Annotated in this window: 18 protein-coding genes; 9 read left to right on the top strand and 9 right to left on the bottom strand. The window is 68.6% G+C overall.

The genetic code is table 11. The annotated features are described in order from the left end of the window. Positions 1-122 precede the first annotated feature (122 nt). Entirely contained in the window at positions 123-1205 is a 1083-nt protein-coding gene (locus KF871_RS02430; protein ID WP_291137781.1) for a TRAP transporter substrate-binding protein, read from the top strand. Between the two features lie 88 nt (positions 1206-1293). Here the strand turns inward: KF871_RS02430 and KF871_RS02425 are convergent, their stop codons facing one another. Next, positions 1294-1656 (bottom strand): helix-turn-helix transcriptional regulator, encoded by a 363-nt coding sequence (locus KF871_RS02425; protein WP_291137777.1) that lies wholly within the window; start codon positions 1654-1656, stop codon positions 1294-1296. Between the two features lie 143 nt (positions 1657-1799). Between KF871_RS02425 and KF871_RS02420 the strand changes: the two genes are divergently transcribed. From KF871_RS02420 to KF871_RS02395, 6 genes are all read left to right on the top strand, one after another. Further along, positions 1800-2840: an efflux RND transporter periplasmic adaptor subunit gene (locus KF871_RS02420; protein ID WP_367172003.1), complete on the top strand. Its 1041-nt coding sequence runs from the start codon at positions 1800-1802 to the stop codon at positions 2838-2840. Next, entirely contained in the window at positions 2840-6076 is a 3237-nt protein-coding gene (locus tag KF871_RS02415; RefSeq protein ID WP_291137773.1) for an efflux RND transporter permease subunit, read from the top strand. The genes KF871_RS02420 and KF871_RS02415 overlap by 1 nt, the downstream gene beginning before the upstream one ends. Continuing rightward, positions 6073-6282 carry a DUF2892 domain-containing protein gene (locus tag KF871_RS02410; RefSeq protein ID WP_291137770.1) on the top strand — a complete coding sequence of 70 codons (210 nt, stop codon included), beginning with the start codon at positions 6073-6075 and terminating at the stop codon, positions 6280-6282. The genes KF871_RS02415 and KF871_RS02410 overlap by 4 nt, the downstream gene beginning before the upstream one ends. 17 nt (positions 6283-6299) lie before the next feature. Continuing rightward, the gene (locus KF871_RS02405; RefSeq protein ID WP_291137767.1) at positions 6300-7682 is read left to right on the top strand and encodes a TolC family outer membrane protein; all 1383 of its coding nucleotides are present in this window, start codon (positions 6300-6302) and stop codon (positions 7680-7682) included. 28 nt (positions 7683-7710) lie between these two features. Then, positions 7711-8991, top strand: coding sequence for an FAD-dependent oxidoreductase (locus tag KF871_RS02400; protein ID WP_291137764.1), 1281 nt, complete (start codon positions 7711-7713; stop codon positions 8989-8991). A gap of 183 nt (positions 8992-9174) precedes the next feature. Next, positions 9175-12438, top strand: coding sequence for a PAS domain-containing protein (locus KF871_RS02395; RefSeq protein ID WP_291137762.1), 3264 nt, complete (start codon positions 9175-9177; stop codon positions 12436-12438). A gap of 43 nt (positions 12439-12481) precedes the next feature. Here KF871_RS02395 and KF871_RS02390 read toward each other — a convergent pair whose 3' ends face one another. Together KF871_RS02390 and KF871_RS02385 are read right to left on the bottom strand one after the other, a co-directional pair. Next, on the bottom strand, positions 12482-13336 hold the full coding sequence (locus KF871_RS02390; protein WP_291137758.1) for an isocitrate lyase/PEP mutase family protein: 855 nt from the start codon (positions 13334-13336) through the stop codon (positions 12482-12484). Positions 13337-13365: 29 nt separating this feature from the next. Next, a complete protein-coding gene (locus KF871_RS02385; RefSeq protein WP_291137755.1) occupies positions 13366-14361 on the bottom strand; it encodes a tripartite tricarboxylate transporter substrate binding protein in 996 nt (331 codons plus the stop codon). Between the two features lie 146 nt (positions 14362-14507). Between KF871_RS02385 and KF871_RS02380 the strand changes: the two genes are divergently transcribed. After that, entirely contained in the window at positions 14508-15476 is a 969-nt protein-coding gene (locus KF871_RS02380) for a LysR family transcriptional regulator (protein ID WP_291137752.1), read from the top strand. Here KF871_RS02380 and KF871_RS02375 read toward each other — a convergent pair. Genes KF871_RS02375 through KF871_RS02355 form a run of 5 tightly spaced genes read right to left on the bottom strand, consistent with a single transcriptional unit; the run spans position 15394 to position 22013 of the window. Beyond that, positions 15394-16695, bottom strand: coding sequence for a TRAP transporter large permease (locus KF871_RS02375; protein WP_291137749.1), 1302 nt, complete (start codon positions 16693-16695; stop codon positions 15394-15396). The genes KF871_RS02380 and KF871_RS02375 overlap by 83 nt on opposite strands. After that, positions 16685-17188 carry a TRAP transporter small permease gene (locus KF871_RS02370; RefSeq protein WP_291137745.1) on the bottom strand — a complete coding sequence of 168 codons (504 nt, stop codon included), beginning with the start codon at positions 17186-17188 and terminating at the stop codon, positions 16685-16687. Before KF871_RS02370 ends, KF871_RS02375 begins: the two co-directional genes overlap by 11 nt. Continuing rightward, on the bottom strand, positions 17188-18216 hold the full coding sequence (locus KF871_RS02365; RefSeq protein ID WP_291137742.1) for a TRAP transporter substrate-binding protein: 1029 nt from the start codon (positions 18214-18216) through the stop codon (positions 17188-17190). Before KF871_RS02365 ends, KF871_RS02370 begins: the two co-directional genes overlap by 1 nt. 54 nt (positions 18217-18270) lie before the next feature. Continuing rightward, entirely contained in the window at positions 18271-19848 is a 1578-nt protein-coding gene (locus tag KF871_RS02360) for an indolepyruvate oxidoreductase subunit beta family protein (RefSeq protein WP_291137739.1), read from the bottom strand. A 17-nt stretch (positions 19849-19865) separates the two neighbouring features. Beyond that, a complete protein-coding gene (locus KF871_RS02355; RefSeq protein WP_291137736.1) occupies positions 19866-22013 on the bottom strand; it encodes an indolepyruvate ferredoxin oxidoreductase subunit alpha in 2148 nt (715 codons plus the stop codon). Positions 22014-22240: 227 nt separating this feature from the next. Here KF871_RS02355 and KF871_RS02350 point away from each other — a divergent pair, with 227 nt between their 5' ends. Then, positions 22241-23158, top strand: a complete 918-nt coding sequence (locus KF871_RS02350; protein ID WP_291137733.1) for a LysR family transcriptional regulator — start codon at positions 22241-22243, stop codon at positions 23156-23158. A gap of 9 nt (positions 23159-23167) precedes the next feature. On the opposite strand, the gene KF871_RS02345 is transcribed toward KF871_RS02350, so the two are convergent. Continuing rightward, complete coding sequence (locus tag KF871_RS02345; protein WP_291137730.1) at positions 23168-23977, bottom strand: enoyl-CoA hydratase-related protein; 810 nt, start codon at positions 23975-23977, stop codon at positions 23168-23170. Position 23978 lies beyond the last annotated feature (1 nt).

Genomic DNA, 23978 nt, shown 5'->3' with positions numbered 1-23978 from the left:
CCGGGCGGGCTTCAAATAGAGGGCATACTTACTATTTCCTGTTCCTGTCGTCCGGGCGCCGCGGCGCCCTTTGTTGTGTGGGCACTGCGGTGCCTTTTTTGTCTGTTGCGGAGACCGTTTTCATGGATCGTCGTTCGTTGATCAAGCACGCTGGCATCGCCGGTGTGTTCACCGCTGGCGTGGCGCCCGCGGTGCAAGCCCAGGCCGCTGTTCGCTGGCGCCTGGCATCGAGTTTTCCCAAGTCGCTGCCGACCATCTTCGGCTCGGCCGAGAAGTTTGCAGAGACCGTCAAGGCGCTGTCGGGCGGCAAGTTCGAGGTGTCGGTGCACGCCGCAGGCGAGTTGCTGCCGGCCTTCGGTGTGGTCGATGGCATCCAGGACAACACCATCGAGATGGCGCAGACCGCGCCCTACTACTTCACCGGCAAGGACCCGGTGTTCGCCTTTGGTTGCGCCGTGCCCTTCGGCCTGACCGCGCGCCACATGGACGCCTGGATGGAGCACGGCAACGGGCGCAAGCTGCTCGACGCGTTCTACGCCAAGTACAACATCCTCTCCATGAGCTCTGGCAACACCGGCACCCAGATGGGCGGCTGGTACCGCAAGGAGATCAAGTCCGTGGCCGACCTCAAGGGCCTGAAGATGCGCCTGGGTGGCGGTCTGTTCGGCGAGTCCATGGCCAAGCTGGGCGTGGTGGCGCAGAACATGCCGGCCGGTGAGGTCTACCAGGCGCTGGAAAAGGGCACGCTGGACGCCACCGAGTTCGTCGGTCCGTTCGACGACGAGCGCCTGGGCTTCAACAAGGTCGCGCCGTTCTATCACTACCCGGGTTGGTGGGAAGGTGGCGCCGAACTGGAGTTCTTCATCAACAAGAAGGCCTTCGAGGCGCTGTCACCCGAGAACAAGGCCATCGTGCGCGCCGCTGGCGCCGTGGCCGCGCGCGACATGACCGCCAAGTACGACGCCCAGAACCCGATGGCGCTCAAGCGTTTGGTGGCGTCGGGCACCAAGCTGGTGGCCTTCCCGAAGGCGGTGATGGATGCCGGCTTCAAGGCCGCGCAAGAGGTGTTTGCCGCGCACGAAGCCAAGTCGCCCGAGTTCAAGAAGATCCACCAGGACATGCGCGCCTTCCAGCGCGACCAGGTGCTGTGGAGCCGCTTCTCCGAGTGGCGCTACGACAGCTACATCACCTCGGCCAAGATCTGATCGCCCATCGCCTGCTCCAGCGCAGGCACCGTGAGAGTCCCGCAGCCTGCTGCGGGATTTTTTTTGCCTGATCGGAAGAGGTCAGCCCTTACTGGCGTGGGCGGGGCACAGCGCGCACGCTGCGCACAAAGGCCTTGCGGTCTTCGGCCTTGCGATCGAACTGGCGCGCCAACGAGCCGCAGACCAGATCGCACAGCGCATACACCGATTCATCGGCGATACGGTAGTAGACCGCGGTGCCGCGGCCCTCGCGCTCGACCAGGCCGTGCTGCATGAGCACCGCCAGGTGGCGCGAGATGTTGGCCGAGGTGTAGCCACAGGCCTGCGCCAGCTCACCCACGTTGTGCTCACCCTCGCGCAGCAGGTTGAGGATGTGCAGTCGGGTGGGCTCGGAGAGCGCCTGAAAGTAAGAGGCCACCTGTTCCAGGGCCTCGGCAGACAAGCCTTGCATGGACGGACATGTGCGCAGTGAGGAGCCCGGATCATGCCCGATCGGCTTTTTCCTTGAAAGCATGCTCATTTGCTTATTGACTATTTAACTATGTGCTCACATAATAGCCTTCATTGCACAACTTGTGAACCCAGGAGAGACAAATGGAATGGATGCCGAAGCGCTCGCTGCTGACCGCCGCCGTGACGGCGGCGTTGGCCGTGCCGGCCTGGCCGGTGGTTGCCGCCGACCTGGCCAGCGCCCCGGTGACCGCCAGCGGCGTGGCACAGGCCGACGCCTTTGACGGCACCGTGGAGGCCGTGCGCCAGACCGTGGTGGCCGCCCAGGTGCCCGGCGCCGTGGTGGCGCTGACGGTGAAGGCCGGCGACCGCGTCAAGGCCGGTCAGGTACTGCTGCGACTGGACGCCCGCGCGGCCGAGCAACAGGCCGGCGCGGCCGCCGCCCAGGTGCAGGCCGCGCGCGCCGCCCAGGTCGCGGCCACGCGCGAGTACGAGCGCCAGAAACAGCTGTTCCAGAAGAACTACATCAGCCAGGCCGCACTCGACCGCGCCGAGGCCCAGTACAAGGCCACCCAGGCCCAGTCGGCCGCGCAGGTGGCCGCCGCCGGTGCGGCCCGCACCGAATCGGGCTTCTATGTGGTCAAGGCGCCGTACGACGGCGTGGTGTCCGACGTGGCCGTGGTGCTGGGCGACATGGCCATGCCGGGCCGCGCGCTGGTGACTTTGCACGACCCCGCCGCCCTGCGGGTGTCGGCCGCACTGCCGCAGACCGCGGCCACCCGCCTGGACGCCAACGGCGGTGCCGCCCGCATCGACGTGCCCGGACTGGACGCCGCGCGCATCACCCCCACCCGCTGGCAGGTGCTGCCGGCGGTCGACCCCGCCACCCACACCGTCACCGTGCGCTTCGACCTGCCCGCCGGCACCACGGTCGCACCAGGCAGCTTTGCCCGTGTGTGGCTGCCCGGCGCCAGCACCGACGGCGCGCGCATCAGCGTGCCGCTGGCGGCGGTGGTGCGCCGTGCCGAGCTGACCGCGGTCTACGTGATCGGCAGCGACGCCCGTCCACTGCTGCGCCAGGTGCGCCTGGGGCCGGTCAGCGGCGACCAGGTGGAAATCCTCTCGGGTTTGCGCGCCGGTGAGCGCGTGGCCCTCGACCCGCAAGCCGCGGCCAAGGTGCGGTGATGGGCATTTCCGGACGCATTGCCCGCTTCTTCCAGAGCGCGCACATCACCCCGCTGCTGGCCCTGGTGGCCCTGCTGCTGGGCATGTTCGCGGTGCTCGTCACGCCGCGCGAGGAAGAGCCGCAGATCAACGTGACCATGGCCAACGTGCTGATCCCCTTCCCCGGGGCATCGGTCAAGGACGTGGAGCAGATGGTGGCGACACCGGCCGAGCAGGTGCTGTCGCAGATGGCGGGGGTGGAGCACGTGATGAGCGTCTCGCGCCCCGGCGTGGCCATCGTCACCGTGCAGTTCGAGGTGGGCGTGCCGCGCACCGAAGCGCTGGTGCGCCTGTACGACACCGTTAACGCCAACGCCGACTGGCTGCCCGCCGGCCTGGGCGTGGGCGAGCCGCTGATCAAGCCCAAGGGCATCGACGACGTGCCCATCGTCACGCTCACCCTGTTCAGCCAGGACCCGGCGCTGGGCGCCTTCGACCTGGAGCGCGTGGCCCACACGCTGGAGGCCGACCTCAAGCACGTCAAGGGCACGCGCGAGATCACCACCATCGGTGGCCCGGGCCGCGCCATCCGGGTCGAGATCGACCCCGCCCGCATGGCCGGTGCCGGCGTCACCGTGCCCGAGCTGCGCCAGGCGTTGCAGTCGGCCAACCTGGGCGCACCGGTGGGCGACCTGCTCGCTGGCGACCGCGCCGTGGCGCTGGAAGCCGGCCCCTACCTGCGCGATGCGCGCGAGGTCGGTGAGCTGGTGGTCGGCGTTCGCCAGGGCCGCCCGGTGTTCCTGCAGGACGTGGCCCGCGTGGTCGACGGCCCGCTGCCGGCGCAACGCTATGTGTGGCACGGCGTGACCGGCAAAGACGGTGGCGAATACCCGGCGGTCACGCTGGCCATCACCAAGAAGCCGGGCGAGAACGCCATCGCCGTGGCCGACGCCGTGATGCAGCGCGTGGACACGGTCAAGAACACGCTGATCCCGTCCAACGTGCAAGTGGCCGAGACGCGCAACTATGGCGCCACCGCCAACGACAAGGCGATGAAGCTGATCCAGAAGCTGATGTTCGCGACCGCCTCGGTCGTGGCGCTGGTGTTCCTGGCCCTGGGCCGCCGCGAGGCCGCCATCGTCGGCACCGCGGTGATCCTCACGCTCACCGTCACGCTGTTCGCCTCCTGGGCCTGGGGCTTCACGCTCAACCGGGTGTCGCTGTTCGCGTTGATCTTCTCGATCGGCATCCTGGTCGACGACGCCATCGTGGTGGTCGAGAACATCCACCGCCACATGGCGCTGTACCCACACAAGACGCTGGTTGAGCTGATCCCCGGTGCGGTCGACGAAGTGGGCGGCCCCACCATCCTGGCCACGCTGACCGTGATCGCGGCGCTGCTGCCCATGGCCTTCGTCTCGGGCCTGATGGGTCCGTACATGAGCCCGATCCCGATCAACGCCAGCATGGGCATGCTGTTGTCGCTGGCAATCGCCTTCATCGTGACGCCCTGGTTGTCGCGCCTGTGGCTCAAGCACACCGGCGGCGCAGACGGTGGTGCCCACGGCGACCACGCCCCCAAAGGCCTGGCCGCGCGCATCGGTCCGCTGTTCGACCGGGTCTTCCGCCCCCTGCTCGACGAGCGCCGCGGCGGTCGCAACCGCAAGCTGCTGGGCCTGGGCGTGGCCGGCCTGATCGCGCTGTCGCTGGCGCTGCCGGTGTTCGGCCTGGTGGTGCTCAAGATGCTGCCCTTCGACAACAAGTCGGAGTTCCAGGTGGTGGTGGACATGCCCGCCGGCACGCCGGTGGAGCGCACTGCCGCGGTGTTGCGCGAGCTGGGCGCCTACGTGGCACAGCAGCCCGAGGTGGTGGACTACCAGGCCTATGCCGGCACCGCTGCCCCCATCAACTTCAACGGCCTGGTGCGCCAGTACTACCTGCGCGCCGGCGGCGAGGTCGGCGACCTGCAGGTCAACCTGGTCGACAAGCACGAGCGCAGCGAGCAGAGCCACGCCATCGCCACCCGTGTGCGCCCGGCGCTGCAAGCCATCGGCCAACGCCACGGCGCCAACGTCAAGGTGGTCGAAGTGCCCCCCGGCCCGCCGGTGCTCTCGCCCATCGTGGCCGAGGTCTATGGCCCCGACGCCGACGGCCGCCGCACCGTCGCCCAAGCGGTGCGCCAGGTGTTCGAGCAGACGCCGGGCGTGGTCGACATCGACGACTCTGGCATTGCCGACGCGCCGCGACAACTGCTCAACATCGACCGCCGCAAGGCCGCGCTGCTGGGCGTGCCGCAGGCCGCCATCGTGAGCACGCTGCGCGCTGGTCTGGCGGGCGAGGCCACCACCTACCTGCACGACGCGAGCAAGTACCCGGCCGCCGCCACCCTTCAGTTGCCGAGTGAGTTGCACGGCAGCCTCGATGCCTTGCTGCAACTGGGTGTGCGCGGTGCGGCCGGCCAGATCGTGCCGATCCGCGAGCTGGTGCAGATCACCGACAGCCTGCGCGAGCAACCGGTGTTCCACAAGGACGGCCTGCCGGTGCACTTCGTCGTCGGCGACATGGCCGGCGCGCTCGACAGCCCGCTCTACGGCATGTTCCAGATGCGCCCGGCGCTGGCGAAGATCACGCCGCCCGGTGGCGGCTCGCTGGGCGAGACCTTCATCAGCCAGCCCGCCGACACCTGGCGCGACTACGCCATCAAGTGGGACGGCGAGTGGCAGATCACCTACGAGACCTTCCGCGACATGGGCGCCGCCTACGCCGTGGGTCTGGTGCTGATCTACCTGCTGGTGGTGGCGCAGTTCGGCTCCTACCTCACGCCGCTGATCATCATGGCGCCCATCCCGCTGACCATCGTCGGCGTGATGCCCGGCCACGCCTTGCTGGGCGCGCAATTCACCGCCACCAGCATGATCGGCATGATCGCGCTGGCCGGCATCATCGTGCGCAACTCCATCCTGCTGGTGGACTTCATCCGGCTGCAGGTGGCCGAAGGCATGCCGCTCAAGCAAGCCGTGGTGCGCTCCGCCGCGACTCGCGCGCAGCCCATCGTGCTCACCGGCCTGGCGGCCATGCTGGGAGCGTTCTTCATCCTCGACGACCCGATCTTCAACGGTCTGGCGATCTCGCTGATCTTCGGCATCTTCGTGAGCACGCTGCTCACGCTGGTGGTCATCCCCTTGCTGTATTTCGTGGCCTACCGCCACGAGCCAGCCCCGCTTGCCTCAACCCAACCTCAAGGAGAACCCTCATGAACTCGTGGCAAATCGTTCGCCTCTTCGCCGGCAGCTTCATCCTCATCTCGCTCGCCCTCGGCGTGCCGGGCAGCCCGCTGTTCGTCAACACCTGGTGGCTGGCCTTCACCGCCTTCGTCGGCGCCAACCTGCTGCAAAGCGCGCTGACCCGCTGGTGCCCGCTGGAAATCATCATGCGCAAGCTCGGCGCCAAAGCCGGCGAATGAGCCGGCGGGTGAGCCCCATGCGCAAGCGACTTCCACTGAGCGCGATGGCGCTGGCCGCGCTGGCTGCGCTGTCGGCGCCGTCCGCCTGGGCGCTGGACCTGGCCGAGGCCTGGGCCGGCGCACGCCAGCACGCGCCACAGGCCACGGCGGCCCAGGCGGCGCGCGACGCCGGCCTGGCGCGCCATGAGCAGTCGCGCGCGCTGTGGCGTCCCACCATCGGGCTGGAAGCCGGCCTGTCCTACGCGGGTGCCGAGTCGTCGATCCGCGGGGCGCAGTTCGCGGCCCCCGGCTTCGGCCAGTCCACCGGCGTGAGCTTTGACACCTCCGTCACCGGCGGCACCGGCACGCGGGTCGACCTTGTGCTGCGCCAGCCGCTGATCAGCCGCGAGCGCACTGCCCAGGGCCAGGCCCTGTCGCTGTCGGCGCAGGCGGCCGAGGTGCAATGGGCGCAGGCCCAGCAAGACCTGATGCTGCGCACCGCGCAAACCTATTTCGAGGCCGCCGTGGCTGCCGAACAGGTGCGCCTGCTGCAACAGCAGGCGCAGTCGGTGCAGCGCGCGGCCACCGAGGCGCGCGACCGCTTTCAGATCGGCGACAAGCCCATCACCGACGTGCACGAAGCCACGGCGCGCGCCGCGGCGCTGCAGTCCGAACTGCTGGCCGCACAGACGCGACTGGCTTTCAACCGCCAGGCACTGAGCGACCTCACCGGTCTGGCGATGGGCGAGACGGGCCTGTCGCTGCCAACCAGCCACGCCGTCGCAACCACCACCGGTAGCCTGGACGAATGGCTGGCCCGCGCCGAGCAGCACAACCCGGGTCTGCGCCTGGCCGCCACCCAGGTGGCGGTGGCGCAGGCCAAGGCCGACGCCAGCGGTGCAGCCTTCTCGCCCACCCTGGATGCCGTGGCCCGCCTGGGCCGCGAGCGGCTCTCAGGCGATGGCGACTTCGGCCGCGCCAGCCAGACGACGCGCCAGCAGGCCATCGGTGTGGTGCTCAACGTGCCGCTCTACACCGGCGGCATGCGCAGTGCGCAGCACCGCGAAGGGCTGGCCTTGGTCGAGCAGGCCCGCGCCGAGCAGGAACAGCTGCGCCAGCAGGTGACGCTTCAGACGCGCGACACCTGGCAACAGCTGCAGGTGGCCCAGGCCCGCCTGGACGCCCTCGATGCCGCACTCACCGCCAGCCGCGCGCGGCTGGACGCCACGCAGGTCGGTCTGCAGGCCGGTGACCGCACCACGCTGGACCTGCTGAACGCCCAGAACGACGCCCGCGGCGCCGAGCTGGCCCTGCTGCAGGCACGCGTGCAGCGACTGATGCTGCGCCTGCAACTGGCCTCGCTCGCTGGCGCCCTCGACGAACAGACCTTGAACACCGCGAATGCCCAACTGACCCACTGACCCCAACCACCCACCGAGGAGACACCCCATGGCCCACATCGTTGTTCTTGGCGCCGGCATCGGCGGCATGCCCGCGGCCTACGAGCTGCGCGCCGAACTTGGCGGCTCGCACCGCATCACCGTCATCAACGCGGTCGACTACTTTCAGTTCGTGCCGTCCAATCCCTGGCGTGCGGTGGGCTGGCGCACCCGCGAGGCCATCACCCTGCCGATCGAGCCGCTGCTCAAGAAGCGCGGCATCGAGTTCATCGGCCAGGCCGCGGCCCGCATCGACGCCGAGAACAACGCCATCGAGCTGCTTGACGGCAGCCGTGTGGACTACGACTACCTGGTGATCACCACCGGCCCGCGCCTGGCCTTTGAAGAGGTGCCCGGCGCCGGACCAACCGAGGGCCACACCCAGTCGGTGTGCTCGGTCGACCACGCCGACCACGCCCTCACGGCCTACGAACGCTTCCTCGATGCACCGGGGCCGGCCATCATTGGCGCCATGCCCGGCGCCTCGTGCTTCGGTCCGGCCTACGAGTTCGCCTTCATCTTCAGCCGCGACCTGCAAAAGCGCAAACTGCGCCACAAGGTGCCCATCACCTTCGTGACCAGCGAGCCCTACATCGGCCACCTCGGCCTGGGCGGTGTGGGCGACTCCAAGGGCATGCTCGAGAGCGAGCTGCGCAACCACGACATCAAGTGGATCTGCAACGCCAAGGTCACCAAGGTCGAGGACAGCAAGATGTTCGTCACCGAGCTCGACGACATGGGTCAGGTCAAGCGCGAACACGAGCTGCCGTTCAACTACAGCATGATGCTGCCGGCCTTCAAGGGCGTGGACGCGGTGGCCAATGTCGAGGGCCTGTGCAACCCGCGCGGCTTCGTGATCATCGACGAATACCAGCGCAGCAAGAAGTACCGCAACATCTACTCGGCCGGCGTGTGCGTGGCCATTCCGCCGGTGGAAGCCACCCCGGTGCCAACCGGTGCACCCAAGACGGGTTACATGATCGAGTCCATGGTGACGGCCATCGTGCACAACATTGCCGCCGACATCGCCGGGCAGCCCGCCACCGCCAAAGGCACCTGGAACGCCATCTGCCTGGCCGACATGGGCGACACCGGCGCCGCCTTCGTGGCGCTGCCGCAGATTCCGCCGCGCAACGTGAACTGGTTCAAGAAGGGCAAGTGGGTGCACCTGGCCAAGATCGCCTTCGAGAAGTACTTCATCTACAAGATGAAGAGCGGCAGTTCCGAGCCCGTCTACGAGAAGTACGTGCTCAAGGCATTGGGAATTACCCGCCTGACCGATCGTCACTGAGCCCGCCTGCAGCGCGGACAGCGCTGTCGGTGTTGGCAGAACACCAAACCGGGCGACGGACTGTCAGGCGCTGTTGGCGACTTTGTGCATACTTGCTCACGCGATCCGTAAGCACAGGTACAACAGGGAGACAAACCGGGGCAACACAGCCAGCCCCGCACCACAGGACCGGTTCCTGAGACGATGTCTGCCCGCTCCGAGACCCAAACCGGTCAGGTCATCGGCACAGCGCCCTCGCTGCCCTTCGGCCTGCTGTTCGCGCACCTGCCCACGGCCTGCGTGGTCAGCCGCCTGGGCGATGGCTGCATCCTGGCGGTCAACGACGCGTGGTGTGCACTCACCGGTTTCACGCGCGAGGCGGCCATCGGCCAGACCACCGTGTCCCTGGGCATCTGGCGCGACGCCGACCAGCGCGAGGGCTTTCTCAAAGGCGACCACGACGCCGATCGCCTGTACCCCCTGCGGGCCGCCACCGCCGACCACCGCAAGGTCCGCCTCAAGACCGAGGTGCTGAACGTCGATGGCACCGAGTTGCTGTTGACCTGCATCACCGAGGCCCAGTCCGAAGCCGTCACCCAGCAAAACCTCCAGCGCGCGCTGGACGAACTGGTCGAAGCCAACCGCGAGCTCCAGGCGCGCAACGAACTGCACGGCGAGATGGAGCTTCTGGCGCAACTCGGTGCCTGGACCAACCGCGAAGGCAGCGACACCGTGCGCTGGAGCGAAGGCCTGTACGCGGTGACCGGGCGCACACCGGGGCAACCGATGGACAAGCAGCGTGCGCGCGGCGGCATCCACCCCGACGACCGCGAGGCCTGGCTGGCACACCGCGCCGCGCTCGACGGCAGCTTCATGGACTTTCGCTGGATCCGCCCGGACGGGCAGCAACTCTGGATGCGCACCCGCATGAGCCGCTCGCAGGTGCCCGGCAATCCGTACACCGATTTCGGCGTGGTGCAGGACGTGACCGCCGAGCGAACCGCCCGCGCCAGACTGCAGTCCCAGCTCGACCTGCTCAACCAGGTGGCCCAGCATGCGCCGGGGATGATGTACCAGGCGCTGCGCAACGTCGATGGCAGCACCGAAATCACCTTCATGAGTGATCGCGCGCGCGACATGCTTCAGCTGGGCGCGCACGAATCAATCACCGATGCGCGCACCCTGTTCAAACGGGTGGCACCGGACGACCTGCCCCGCATGCTGGAAGACCTGGACCATTTCTCCCGCACGCTGCAGCCCTGGCGAGAGCGCTACCGCGTGCACCTGCCCGATGGCGCCGAGCGCTGGATCCGCTTCGAGGCCACACCCGATGCCTTGCCCGACGGCAGGGTGCTGTGGCACGGCTTTCTGGCCGATGTGACCGAAGAGCGCGCCGCCCGCCAGGCCCTGGATCGCCAGCAACAGTTGCTGGAGGCGATCCGCATCATCCAGGGCCTCTACATCCGCACCGAGAACAAGGGCGAGGTGTTTCCCCGGCTGCTGCGCGAGATCGCCGGTGTGGCGCGCCCGGACGCCGCCTTTCTGGTCGAGCTGGAGAGCGCGGCACTCGGCGCCGATCCAACCACACCGGCACTGGTGGGCCAACTGCTCGACACCCAGGACCGCGAGGGGCGATTCACGCTCGACGATCCGGTTGCGCTGGCGCAGCTCACCAGCGGTCGCTGTGCCGTGCTGAAACCTGACCATGCCGGTCATGCCGCGCTGAGCGCCCACCTGGTGGGCCATCACCCGCTGGTGCTGGTGCCACTCAAAGGGCCCGATGGCCTGGTGGGATTGCTCGGCCTGCAACACCGGGACCCCGCCAACGTCATGTTCGAGATGGGTTTTCTGGAGCCCATGACCAGCGCCACCGCCCAGCTGTTGCTGGCCTGGCGCTCGGCCCGCCAGCGCGACCTGACGCTGGAAGAGCTTGCCCAGACCAGCCGAGAACTGGAAGCACAGCGTCGCGCCTTGCAGGTGACCCTGCAAAGCATGAACCAGGGTCTGGGCAAGATCGAGCCCGACGGGCGTGTGTCCTTCTACAACCAGCGCCTGCTTGAGTTGCTGGACCTGCCCGAGTCGCTCATGCAGGCCTCACCAACCCACGCCGATGTATCGCGCTTCATGGCCGCACGTGGGGACTTCGGCCCCGGCTTCGAGTACGTGGATGCCACCGCCCGCCACTACGTCAAGGTCGCTGGCGACAGCGAGGCGCCCGGCACCTACCTGCGCGAGACGCAGAACGGGCGCTTTCTGGAGATCGGCACCCAGCCCCTGCCCGAGGGTGGCTGGGTGCGCACCATCACCGACGTCAGCTCCTACGTCGCCAGCCAGCAAGCGCTCGACCAGGAACGGCAGCGGCTGGCCTGGGTGCTGGAAGCCACGCGCCCCGGCGTCTGGGAAAACGACCTCGGTTCGGAGCGCCTCACGGTCAACGACCGCTGGGCGCAGATCGTGGGCTACACACTGCAGGAGCTCGAACCCGTCACCGACCAGACCTGGATACGGCTGGTGCACCCGGATGATCTGCTGAAGGCCAACGCCGTGCGCGACGCGCACATCGCCGGGGAACTGCCGTACTACGAGTGCGACATCCGCATGCGCCACAAGGACGGCCACTGGGTGTGGGTCAACACCCGCGGGCGCGTGCACCGCCGCGCCCGCGACGGCAAGCCGCTGTACATGTCGGGCACCCACATCGACATCAGCGAACGGGTGCAAGCGCAGGAGATGCTCAGCTCGCTCAACACCGAGCTGGAACGCAAGGTGCAGGAGCGCACGCGCCACCTGGAGCGCACCCTGCGCGACATGGAGGCCATCGCCTATTCGATCGCGCACGACCTGCGCACGCCACTGCGCTCGGTCAACGGCTTTGCCTCGGTGCTGGTGGCCACCGAGCCGCATCACTTGAGCGCCGCCGGCGTCGACTCACTCAACCGCATCGTCAACGCCTCCAAACGCATGGGGCAGATGCTCACCGAGATGCTGGATGTGCTGGCCGTGGTGCGCGCCGACATCGCCGAGGCTCACGTCGACATGCACACCATGGCCCACGACATCGACCAGCAACTGGGCCTGCGCGCCTCCCAGGTAGCGCTCACCATCGACCCCCTGCCACCGGCGCGCGGCGACCACAAGCTCATCAAGCAGGCGCTGCGCAACCTGATGGACAACGCCGCGAAGTACTCGCGCCACCAGCAACCGCCACGCGTGCACGTGGGCTACGACGCCGCCGAGCGTGCCTACTTCGTGCGCGACAACGGCATGGGCTTCGACATGGCGCAGGCCGACAAGCTCTTCGGCCTGTTTCAGCGCCTGCACGGCGACACCCAAGTGCCGGGCACCGGCATCGGGCTGGCCATCGCTTCGCGCGCCGTCGAGCGCCACGGCGGGCAGATCTGGGCCCGCTCGGCACCCGGTGATGGCGCCACCTTCTGGATGCGTCTGCCGTCGAACGACGGTGCTTGAGTCGCGGGCCAGTGTTCTGTCCCGCAAATAGCGGGACAGAACACTAGCGGCTGTACTGCGTCTCGATCCCGGCCCAACGCGGGAAGCCGACGATGCGCTTGTATTCCTCGAAGCCCACGCCCGTTCCCACCAGCTTGAGCTCGCCGCTGTGCAGGTCGGCCAGGCTGGCCTGCATGGTGCGCACGATGCGCATGAGCAGCGAGATGCCGTAGATGGCAATGCGAAAGCCCATGGCCTCGAGCTCGGCCGGCTTGAGGATGGGGGTTCGACCGCCTTCGAGCATGTTGGCCATCAGCGGCACGCCGGCCAGCGCACGCCCCACGTGCTCGAGCTCGGCCACCGACTCGGGCGCCTCGATGAAGATGCCGTCGGCACCCGCGCGGGCATAGCGCTCGCCCCGGCGCAAGGCCTCGTCCATGCCGATCACCTCGCGCGCATCGGTGCGCGCAATGATGAAGGTGCGCGGATCGCGCCGCTGCTCGGCCGCGGCCCGGATGCGGCGCTCCATCTCTTCGCAGGGCAGCAGCTCCTTGCCCGCGATGTGGCCACAGCGCTTGGGCGAGACCTGGTCTTCAAAGAACAGCGCCTGCACGCCCATGCGTTCGTAGGTGTGCACCGCGTGCACCACGTTCTTCACGTCGCCATAGCCGTTGTCCACGTCCACCAGCACCGGCAGGTCGGACACGGCAAGGATGTCGCGCACCGCGACCGACAACTCCCCCAGTGCGGCCAGGCCGATGTCTGGCAGGCCATGGCGCACGCCCACCACCGGGAAGCCTCCGATGAAATAGGCCTTGAAGCCGGCCTGCTGGATCAGCATGGCCGACAGCGCATCGTGGGCGCCGGGCAGCACCAGCGGGCGTTCGCTGGCAACGAGGTCGCGGAAATGGACAGACATGGCGATGGGTGTCGAAGTTGTTGGTCGGTTCACTGGTCGATCTTGATGCCGCCGGTGCGGATGACGCTGGCCCAGCGCTGGCCGTCCTCGCGCACCAGCGCGGACAATTCCTGCGGCGTGCCGCCCAGGGCCTCGGCCCCCTGGCGCTGAAACTGGGCGCGCAGGTCCGGGTCCCGCAGCACGGCGTTCACCTCGCGGTTGAGGCGTTCGACGATGGCGGCGTCCAGGCCCGCGGGCGCCATCAGCGCAAACCAGGTGGTGCCGTCGAAGTCGGCAAAGCCGGCCTCGCGCAAGGTGGGCAGATCGGGGGCCAGTGGCGAACGCTGCGCACTGCCGATGGCCAGCGCCTTCACCTTGCCCGCCTGCGACTGGGGCAAAGTCCACACGATGCTGTCGAACGCGAAGTCGATCTGCCCGCCGTGCAGATCGGGCAAGGCCTGGATGCCGGTCTTGTAGGGCACGTGGGTGGTGCGCACACCGGCACGCTGCGCGAAGTCGGCGCCGATGAGGTGGGTGACCGAGCCGTTGCCGCTGGACGAATAGTTCATCGGCAATGCACGCTGCTTCGCCAAGGCGACAAGCTCGGCCACGCTGCCCACCTTCAGCTGCGGGCTGACCACCAGCACGTTGGGAGCGGTGGCCAGGCGTGCCACCGGCGTGAAGTCGCGCTGCACGTCGTAGGGCAGGCTGCGCAGGTTGGGCAGCACCGCGTGCGTGCTGCTGGTGGCGATGAGCAGGGTGTAGCCATCGGCCGGTGCCTTGGCCACCGACGCTGCGCCGATGGCACCGGCGGCGCCCGCGCGGTTCTCGATCACCACCGGCTGCCCGATCGCCGCACTGAGCTTTTCGCCCACGATGCGGGCCAGCGCATCGGTGCTGCCGCCCGCGCCGAACGGCACAACGATGCGCACCGGCTTGTCTGGCCAGGCAGCCGTTTGCGCACGGGCCTGGGGCAACCAGGGCAGCAGGAAGGCCAGCGCCGCGGCGATCCAGAGTCGTCGGGCACGGAGGTGCAGGCAGTTCATGGTGTGTCTCCTTGTGGTTTTCGAACCCGAAAATCCCTGGACGTCTCTGCGGAATCCTGGGCACCGGCGCACTCTAGGTTGTGACCCGGATGGACACCAATGACATGTTTCCATCACAGTCCATGCACCGGATTGATGGACACCCCATGGACCTGCGCCGCCTCGACCTCAACCTGCTGGTGGTCTTCGACACCGTGCTCACCGAGCGCAGCGTGACGCGCGCGGCCGATCGGCTGGCGCTCACGCAACCGGCGGTGAGCCACGCCCTGCAGCGCCTGCGCGCGGCCTGTGGCGACGACATCGTGCGGCGTCAGGGGCACACCATGGTCCCCACGCCGCACGCCATGGCCCTGCACCCCGAGGTGCGCGCCATCCTCGTGCGGGCGCAACGTGTGTTCTCGCTCTCGAGCGCGTTCGACCCCCAGACCACCACCCGGCAGTTTCAGGTGGGTTGTTCCGACCACGCCGCCACGGCATTGCTCGGCCCCCTACTGGGGTCGCTGCTGGCCGAGGCCCCCGGCCTGCGCCTGCAGCTGCTGCACGTGGGGCGCAGCAATGCGGCCGACATGCTCCGCGCCGGCGCGCTTGACCTGGCGCTGGGCCTGTTCAACAGCGCGGACGACGCCATCGCGGTGCGCACGGTGCGCGAGGTGCCCTACGTGTGCGCCATGCGCACCAGCCACCCACTGGCACGCGGCCCGTTCACGCTGGCGCGTTACCTCGGCGCGCAACACCTGCAGGTGCTGGTGCAGCCCGGCTCGTTCGGTGGCATCGACCAGACACTCGCCCGCCTGGGCCACGAGCGCAACATCCGGCTGGTGGCGGCGCACTTCGGCGCCGCGTTGGGCCTGCTGGGTAACACCGACCTGCTGCTGACGGTACCGCGCGATCTGCTGCCGGATCGACCCGCAGAAGCCGGCCTGTGCATCCGCGCGCTGCCCTATGAGGCCGACCCCTTCCGCCACCAGATCGCGTACGCACGCCACGCGACGGACGACCCGGGCATGGCGTGGTTGCTGACCTTTCTGACCGCTATGCCAGCAGGTGCGGCAGCCAGAGCGAGATCGACGGGAACGCGCACAGGATCAGCAGGCGCAGTACGTCGGCCGCGATGAAGGGCGCGGTGCCGCGGTAGATGCGGCCCAGCGACAGATCGCGCGCGATTGAATTGATCACGAACACGTTCATGCCCACGGGCGGGCAGATCATGCCGAAGGTCACCGCCATCACCACGATCACGCCGAACCACACCGGATCGAAACCCAGGTGCACCATGGCCGGAAACACGATGGGCACGGTCAGCAGCAGCATGGCGAGCTCGTCCATCACCGCGCCCAGCACCAGATAGCCCAGCATCACCAGCGCCAGCACACCGTAGGGGCCGATCGGCAAAGCAACCAGCACATCGACCGCGTTCTGCGTGAACTGGGTGATGGTGAGGAAGTAGCCGAACAGGTAGGCACCGACCACGATGGTCATGATGGCCGAGGACACGCGCAATGCACTGATGAGCGCGGCCTTGATCTCGCGCCAGCGCAGACGCCCACGCGCCATGCCGATGACCAGCGTGCCGGTGGCGCCCACACCCGCGGCCTCCTGCACGGTGAACAGACCACCATAGATGCCGCCGAGCACGAACACGAACAGCACCACCACCGCCCACAGCGGACGCAGTGCGGCAAAACGTTCGCCCCAGCTGTGCCGCTCGCCACGCGGCATCCACTCGGGCTTGATGCGCGCGATCAGCGCCACCACCACCGAATAAAACACCACCGCCAGCAGGCCGGGCACCACGCCGGCCGCAAAGAGCTGGGTGATGTCGACCTCGGTCATGATCCCGTAGAGCACCAGGATCACCGAGGGCGGGATCATGATGCCCAGCGTGCCGCCCGCGGCAATCAGGCCGGCCGAGATGCCGGGTTCGTAGCCCGAACGACGCATCTCCGGCAACGCCACCTGCGTCATCGTGGCGGCCGTGGCCACCGACGAGCCGTTGATGGCCGAGAAACCACCGCAAGCCACCACCGAGGCCAGTGCCAGACCGCCGCGGCGGTGGTGCAACCACGCGCGGCCGGCAGCGAACAGCTCGGCGCTCATGCCCGAGTGCGACGCGAAGGCGCCCATCAGGATGAACATCGGGATGACGATGAGGTTGTAGTCGGTCAGCACCGACAAGGGCACGTTGGCCAGCAGGTTCAGGCCCGGCGTGAGCCCGGCCAGCGCGGCAAAACCCGCCACACCGGCGATGCCCATCGCGGCACCAATGGGCACGCGCAAGGCCATCAGGCCGAACATGCCGACAAAGCCCAGCAGGGCCACCCAATCACGATCCATTCACAGCCCCTTCGGCCTCGTCTTGTCCATGCGCACTGGCCGCCCGCCCCATGGGCAGCAGCACCAGTCGCGCCACGGCCAGCACCGCCGCCACCGTGGCGCCCAGCGCGGCCGCGCTGTAGAACCACTTGAGCGGCAGGCGCAGGTCCATGGTCCCCTGGTTGCCGGTGCCACCGACCTTGACCCACACCATCCAGGCCAGCGGCACCAGGAACACCACGGTGATCAGCGTGGCCAGTACATCGATCACGCGCTTGCCGCGCGCACCGAAGGCCTCCCACAACAGATCGACCGCGATGTGCGTGCCGTACCAGGTGGCCAGCGCGATGCCCCAGAACATCGCGATGCCCAGCAGCATCTGGGTGCCGTCGAACCAGTCGGGGATCTGCCAGCCAAAGGCATAGCGGACCGCCACGTTGGTGGCCGTCAGCAAGGCGATGACCAGCAGCGAGAGCGCAGCCAGCGTCTCGACCGTCGACAGCAGCCGGCGCATCAGTTGGCCTGGCGCGCAGCCAGCTCCTTGCGCAACCCGTCCAGCGCGGCCTGTCCGTTCGCACCGGTGGCGCTGGCGGCCTTGACCCATTCGCCGTACACGGGCTCAACCGCCTTCTTCCAGGCGTCCATCTGCGCGGGCGAGACCTTGACCAGGGTGTGGCCGGCCATCTTCTCCAGCGCTTCGCGGCCGCTGTCCTCGTCGTCACCCCAGGCGGTGCCGACCTTGCTCGCCCAGGCGTTGTTGCAGTGGTCGTCGATCACCTTTTTCTGGCCCGCGGCCAGGCCGTCGTACCAGGGCTTGTTCATCACCCACACGAAGTCGGACGCGTAGAAGCGCATGTCGGTGTGGTACTTCACCGCCTTGTCGATGCCGAAGGAGATGATGGATTTCCAGGGGAAGGTGATGGCATCGGCCAGGCCTTTTTGCAGCGCGTCGCGCGCCTCGGGAGCCGAGACCTGCACGTTGGTCGCACCCAGCAGGCTCATGGTCTGCGCCACCGTGCCGTTGGCCGAGCGGATCTTCATGCCCTTGAGCTGACCGGGTTCGGTGATGGGCTCCTTGGAGTGGAAGGTGCCGACGTGCACGTGCGCAAAGCAGAACTTCACGTCCTTCATTTCGGTGCCCGCGTACTGGCGGTACCACTGGTCCAGCGCGGCCGAGCTCGGGCCCGGCTTGCCGAGCAGGAACGGCAGTTCACCCGCGGCGATCAGCGGGAAACGACCGGCCTGGTAGCCCGGGTTCACCCAGGTCATCTGCGCGATGCCATCGCGCGCCATGTCGTAATGGTCGGCCGCCTTGCCCAGTTGCTGCGCGGGAAACAGCATCACCCTGATCGAACCCTTGGAAGCCTCTTCGACCGACTTGGCCCAGGGCTCGAAGCCCAGCTTGGCCAGCGGGTGGGATGGCGGCAGCCAGTGCGCGAACTTGAGTTCGACGGGCTTGTCCTGTGCCTGTGCGGCCGCCGCGCCCAGCGCCAGCAAGGCGAGCGCGGACAGTCGCAGCACGGGGTGGAATCGATGGCTCATGGTGTTGTCTCCTTCAGGTGGTTGTGGGCGGGAACGAAGCACAGGCCACGCGGCTTACGTGGCGGGGGGAACAGGGGAAGACGTGGCGCCGGTGGCCGTGGCGCGCGGCGCCCAGAACACGGGCTGTGCGCCGCCCGAGCGGTGGGCGTGCGCGGTGTTGAGCGTGCCTTCGGGGTCGGCCAGCGTGCTGCGCAAGGCCTGCTCGAAGGCCAATGCCGCGGCGCCGTCATCAATGGCGTTCAGGTGGGCCAGCGCGGGCGCGACGTGCTCGGCCCACAGGCGGGCGTGGTTCTGGCGGCCACGCGCCTGCGTCTCGCCATAGCCCTTGAGCACCTGCGGCAGGCCGGCCACGCTGGCGGCCAGGCGCGGTGCGACCGGCATCAGCCGCACCATGGCCTCCAGCCAGCTGTACTGGGCCGCGTCCTCCTGCGCATAGCGCAGCGAACGCGGGCGCAAGGGGCGCAGCCAGGCCAGCGTGCGCAGCATCAGGAAGCCCCACACGCTGCTGGTGCGAATGTGCAGGCCAACGTGGGCGCGCCCCATCCAGCCGCGCCGCTCGGCCACGCCGACCAGCCAGGCGCCCAGCGCGCGCGGCAGCACCGCCGCCACCTCGTCGGGGCCGGGTTTGAAGTGTTCGGTGATGCGCACGATCTCGCCGTCGCGCGCCTCGGCCTCGCGGCGCACCCGCGCAAAGCGCGCGGCCCGGCTCTTGAGGTCGGCCACGCGGATCACGTCCTCGTAGCACATCCACAGCGCCAGGTGCCGCACCGCCTCGTCGCGCGCGGCCTCGGCACCGGGCACGCAGGCGCCCACCAGGGCGTCCACGCGCTGAAGAAAGTGCTCGGCGTGCGCGCGGTTCTGGTAGTCCAGGCAACGCAGCGCGCCGTGCGCGGCCAGGCGTTGAACCGCCTCGGGCCAGGTGCTCAGCCGGCCCGCCCAGGCGCTGCGCAGGTCCTCGGGCAACTCGGCGGCCTGCAGGGTGGCGGCGGCTTCGGCGTCCACGCTTTGACCGGCCTGCGCCGCATCGAAAGCAGCACCGAAACCCGCCAGGCTGGCCTGCACGCCGCGGCCCGAGGCCTGGATCACAGCCTCGCAGACTTCGCGCGACCAGGGCAGCACGCCGGCGCCGGCCAGCGCGCCGAACATCACCGCCGACACCACCGTGCCGTGGCGGCGCGTGAGGGTGTCCATGTCGAACAGCACCGCGCGGGCGGCCAGTGCGCGCGCCGCGCCGATCAGGCGTTGCGGGTCGTGGCGGCCGTCGGCCATGTGCATCTTCTCGACCGTCGTGTAGACGCGGTGGGTGGACGCCACCAGCGTGGTGCGGCCATTGACGAAACCGCGCTCGACCATGCGGGCCGCCTCCAGCAGTTCGCTGGCCACCAGCACGTCAACGTTGCCCGGCACCGGCGACAGGGCGAACACTGGCTTCGCGCCCGGTGAGGGTTCGCGCTGCAGTTCGATGTAGTAACTGGTGGCGCCGGTGCGCTGGGCCACGCCGGGCACCGAGGTGGCCTGCACCGGCAGGCCCTGGCGCTGCGCGCACTCGACGATCCAGTCGGCGAGCACGCCACCGCCCTCGCCGCCGAGCGCGGCGATGAGCAGGGTGAAGGGAGAAGCGGAGGTGGGCATGGGCGGAGCGGCGTGGGTCATGCCGGTTGCAGCAGACCAATGAAGAAGCGGTTGAGGCGGTCGGTGAGCCGATCCCACCACGAGGGGTTGGCGATCACCTCGATCTGGTGAAACGACGGGCACAGCACCGCGGCGTCGGCCACCTCGCCGCACAGGCCGCAACCGACACAGCCGTTGGTGACGTGCGCCACCGGCTCGCGCCGCAGCGGATCGGACGAGGCCTTGACGGTGAGCGTGGGGCAGCCCGAGAGGCGGATGCAGGAGTGATCGCCGGTGCAGGTGTCTTCGTCCACGCCGTAGCGCACGCGCACGCTGCGCAGGCCGCGCTTGAGCCGCTCGGCGCGGATGGGGCGCAGGCGGCGCTGGCGCTCCAGCTGGCATTCGCCTTCGGCCACCACCACCTTCAGGCCGGGGAAAGGCGAGCGCACCGCCTCGCGCAACACGTCGCGCACGCGCGAGACGTGGTAGTTGTGCACGGTGCGGATCCACTTCACGCCCATGCCCTTGAGCGTGTCCTCGATGGTGGTTTCGCTGGCGGTGGCGCTGCCACCTTCGGCCAGTTGCTTGGCCTGCTGCGCCGGCGTGGAGATGGTCTCCTGCGTGCCGGTGGCCGAGGTGTAGCCGTTCTTCATGATCACCAGCACACCGTCGCCCTGGTTGAGCAGAGCCGAGCTCACGCCCGAGAGCAGGCCGTTGTGCCAGAAGCCGCCGTCGCCCATGATGGCCACCGGCCGCTGAGCCGAGAAGTTCTTCACCGCAGCGCTGGAGGCCATGCTCATGCCATAGCCCAGGATGGACTGGCCGAACGAGAACGGCTCGAAGGTGGCAAAGGAGTGACAGCCGATGTCGGCCGAGATGTGCAGCCGCCCGGTCTCGCGCTGCACCAGCTTGAGCGCGGCGAACACCGGGCGTTCGGGGCAGCCGACGCAGAAGTTGGGCGGGCGCGGCGGCACCGCGCCCCCCAGGGCCTCGGCGGCTTCGCGGCGCAGCTGCGCCAGCTCGGCGCCGATGGCGCGCGCGGGCTCGGCGCTGGCCTGCGGCAGGTGCTCGGCCACGAAACGCTCCAGCCCCTGCAGCATGACCTCAGCGGTGTACTCGCCGCCCATGGGCAGCAGGTCCTTGCCGTGCAGAACGGTGGTCACGCCGGCGCGGCGCAGGTGGGCGTTGATCTCCTGCTCGATGTAGTCGGGCTGGCCTTCTTCCATCACCAGCACGGCGCGCTTGTCGCGACAGAAATCGGCGATCTGGTCGGGCACCAGCGGGTAGACCACGTTGAGCACCAGCATCGGCACGTCGGTGCGGCCGTCGCCGTCGGCCAGGCCGGCCAGTTGCAGCGCGCGCAAGGCGGTGTTGGTGAGGCCGCCCTGCACGATGATGCCGACATCCGCATGGCGGCCCGGCAGCGTCTCGTTGAGGCCCGCATCGACGATGAAGCGGCGCGCCGCCGGCATGCGCACTTCGTACTTGAGCTTCTCGTGCTTGAAGGTGGCGGGCGGGTGCGACAACCGGTCGTAGCTGAAGGCCGCGGGCGCCGCCTGCAACTGGCGCGTGGAGATGGCCGGCGCCACGTTGTCCGACGCATCGAAGCTGCCGCGCACGTGGCAGGCGCGGATGCGCAGCTCCATCATCACCGGCGTGTTCGATGCCTCCGACAGCGCGAAGGACTGCTCGACCATGCGCACGATGGTGGGCAGGTCGGGGCGCGGGTCCATGAGCCACAGCGCGGACTTCATGGCAAAGGCGTGGGTGCGCTCCTGGATGACGCTGGCGCCCTCGCCGTAGTCCTCACCCACCACGATCAGCGCGCCGCCCATCACGCCCGGCGAGGCCAGGTTGGACAGCGCATCGGAGGCCACGTTGGTGCCGACCACCGACTTCCAGGTCACGGCACCGCGCACCGGGTACATGATGGACGCGGCCAGCATGGCGGCGGCCGAGCTTTCGTTGGTGCAGGCCTCGACGTGCACGCCGAGTTCGTCCATGTAGTCGCGCGCCTGCACCATCACGTCGAGCAGGTGGGTGATGGGTGAGCCCTGGTAGCCGCCGACGTAGGTCACGCCGGACTGCAGCAGCGCCTTGGTCACGGCCAGGATGCCTTCGCCATGGAAGGTCTCGCCCTGGCCCAGCTTGAGGGCCTCGATTTCGCGGTGGAAAGAGCGTTCCACGGTTGTCTCCACTGTCGTGAGGTGTCCGGCTTCCTGGGGTCGAGCCGGTGGGTCGGGCGAATGTAGGGAGCCGCCGCGCATCTGTCCAATGGAATGTGTCGATGTCGAACATCCACGGTGTGGATATGCTTGGGGGCCGTTTTGCGTTGAGGGTTGAGCGTTTTGCGTTGAGCGTTGAGCCACGACGCTCAACCCGCCGAACGCCGAACGCACAACGTCCGACAAAGATGAACTTCCGCCAACTCGACCTGAACCTGCTGCGCGTGCTGGCGGCCATCCACCGCACGGGCTCGGTCACCGCCGCCGGCAAGGCCTTGTCGCTGTCGCAGTTGGCCACCAGCAGCGCGCTGGCACGGCTGCGCCGCCACCTCAACGACGAGCTGTTCGTGCGCACGCCCGACGGCCTCAAGTCCACCCGCGCCTGCGAGCGCCTGGCGCCCGAGGTGACCGATCTGCTGCACCGGCTCGAATCGACCATGAGCGCGCGCGAGGCCTTCGACCCCGCGCACAGCGAAGCGCGCTGGCGCACCTCGCTGTCCGACCTGGGCGAGATGATGTTTCTGCCCGCGCTGGCCACGGCCCTGCGCACGCACGCGCCGCACGCCCGGCTGGCCAATGTGGCCGTGGCCGCCGAAGACCTGCCCGGAGCGCTCGAAGCGCGCGAGATCGACTTCGCCATCGGCATCCTCAACCCGCGCCAGCGCGGCATCCGCACCGAGCTGCTGTTCTGCGAGCACTACGTGGCCATGAGCTCGGCGCACTGGCGACCGGCCAGCGGCCGCGTGACGGCGCGCCTGACGCCCGATCAACTGTCGCAGGCCTCCATCGTGGTGGCTTCGCCCACCGCCACCTTTCACGGCAGCGTGGAGAAGACGCTGGTGCGGCTGAAGCTGTCAGACCGCATCGTGCTGCGTGCGCGCCACTTCGGCGCCCTGCCCGACCTCGCGCTCAACACCGACCTGCTGACCATCGTGCCGCAGATGTACGCCGAGATCCTCAGTCAGCGCCTGGACATGCGCGTGTGGGAACTGCCCGAAGGCACCTCACCCGACTACGAAGTGCGCCTGGTGTGGCACAGCAGCACCGCCAACGACCCGGCGCAGGTGTGGATTCGCGAGCAGGTGCACCGGCTGTTCCGGCGCTGAACGCCGGGATCAATCGCTGCGTCTGGAGGGCGGCCAGCGAAAGCTCGGCGACTCCTTGGCCAGGAATCGGCGCACGGCTTCGCGGTGCCAGGCACTGCCCAGGGCCAGGGCCTGGCCATTGGCTTCGCGTGCCATGGCCTCACCAAGGTCGATGTCGAAGGCGTCATCCAGGCCGCGCTTGGCCAGTGCCAGCGCCAACGGCGATGCCTGACCGAGTGCGGCGGCCATGGCCATGGCGCGTGGCAGGAGTTCGTTGCCCGGCAGCACCTCCAGTGCGACGCCCAGCGCAACGGCTTCCCTCGCGTCGAGTTCGCGTGCAGAGAACACCAGTTCCTTGGCACGCTGCAGGCCCACCACCCGAGGCAATGTGTGCAGCGCTCCACAGTCCGGGATCAGCCCGACGCGGCCAAAGACCATGCTCAGTCGCGCGCGCTCGCCAAGCAGCACCAGATCGGCGAGCAACAACAGACTGAAGCCGGCGCCGAAAGCCACCCCGTCGGCCGCTGCAATGACCGGACATTCAAGGCCATGCAGGGCCTCGGTCATGCGGCGGTACAAGGCCATGCCTTCGCGCGCTTCGTCGCTGCTGCGTGGTCCGGCATCGCGCATGCCACGCACGTCGCCGCCGGCACAGAAGTTGCCACCCGCGCCCTGCAGCACCACCACCCGCACATCGTCGCGAGTACCCAGCATGTGCAGCGCATCGGTGAGTTCGGCCGCCATCTGCCGGTTGATCGCGTTCATCACCTCGGGGCGGTTGAGCGTGAGGCGGGCCACGCCTCCTTCAACTTCGACCGTCAGGGTTTCGTAGGCAGCCATG

This window comes from Hydrogenophaga sp., from assembly GCF_019635465.1.
Classification (GTDB): domain Bacteria; phylum Pseudomonadota; class Gammaproteobacteria; order Burkholderiales; family Burkholderiaceae_C; genus Hydrogenophaga.
The sequence above is the reverse complement of the archived record's forward strand: the minus strand, read 5'-3'. Positions and strand labels throughout refer to the sequence as shown.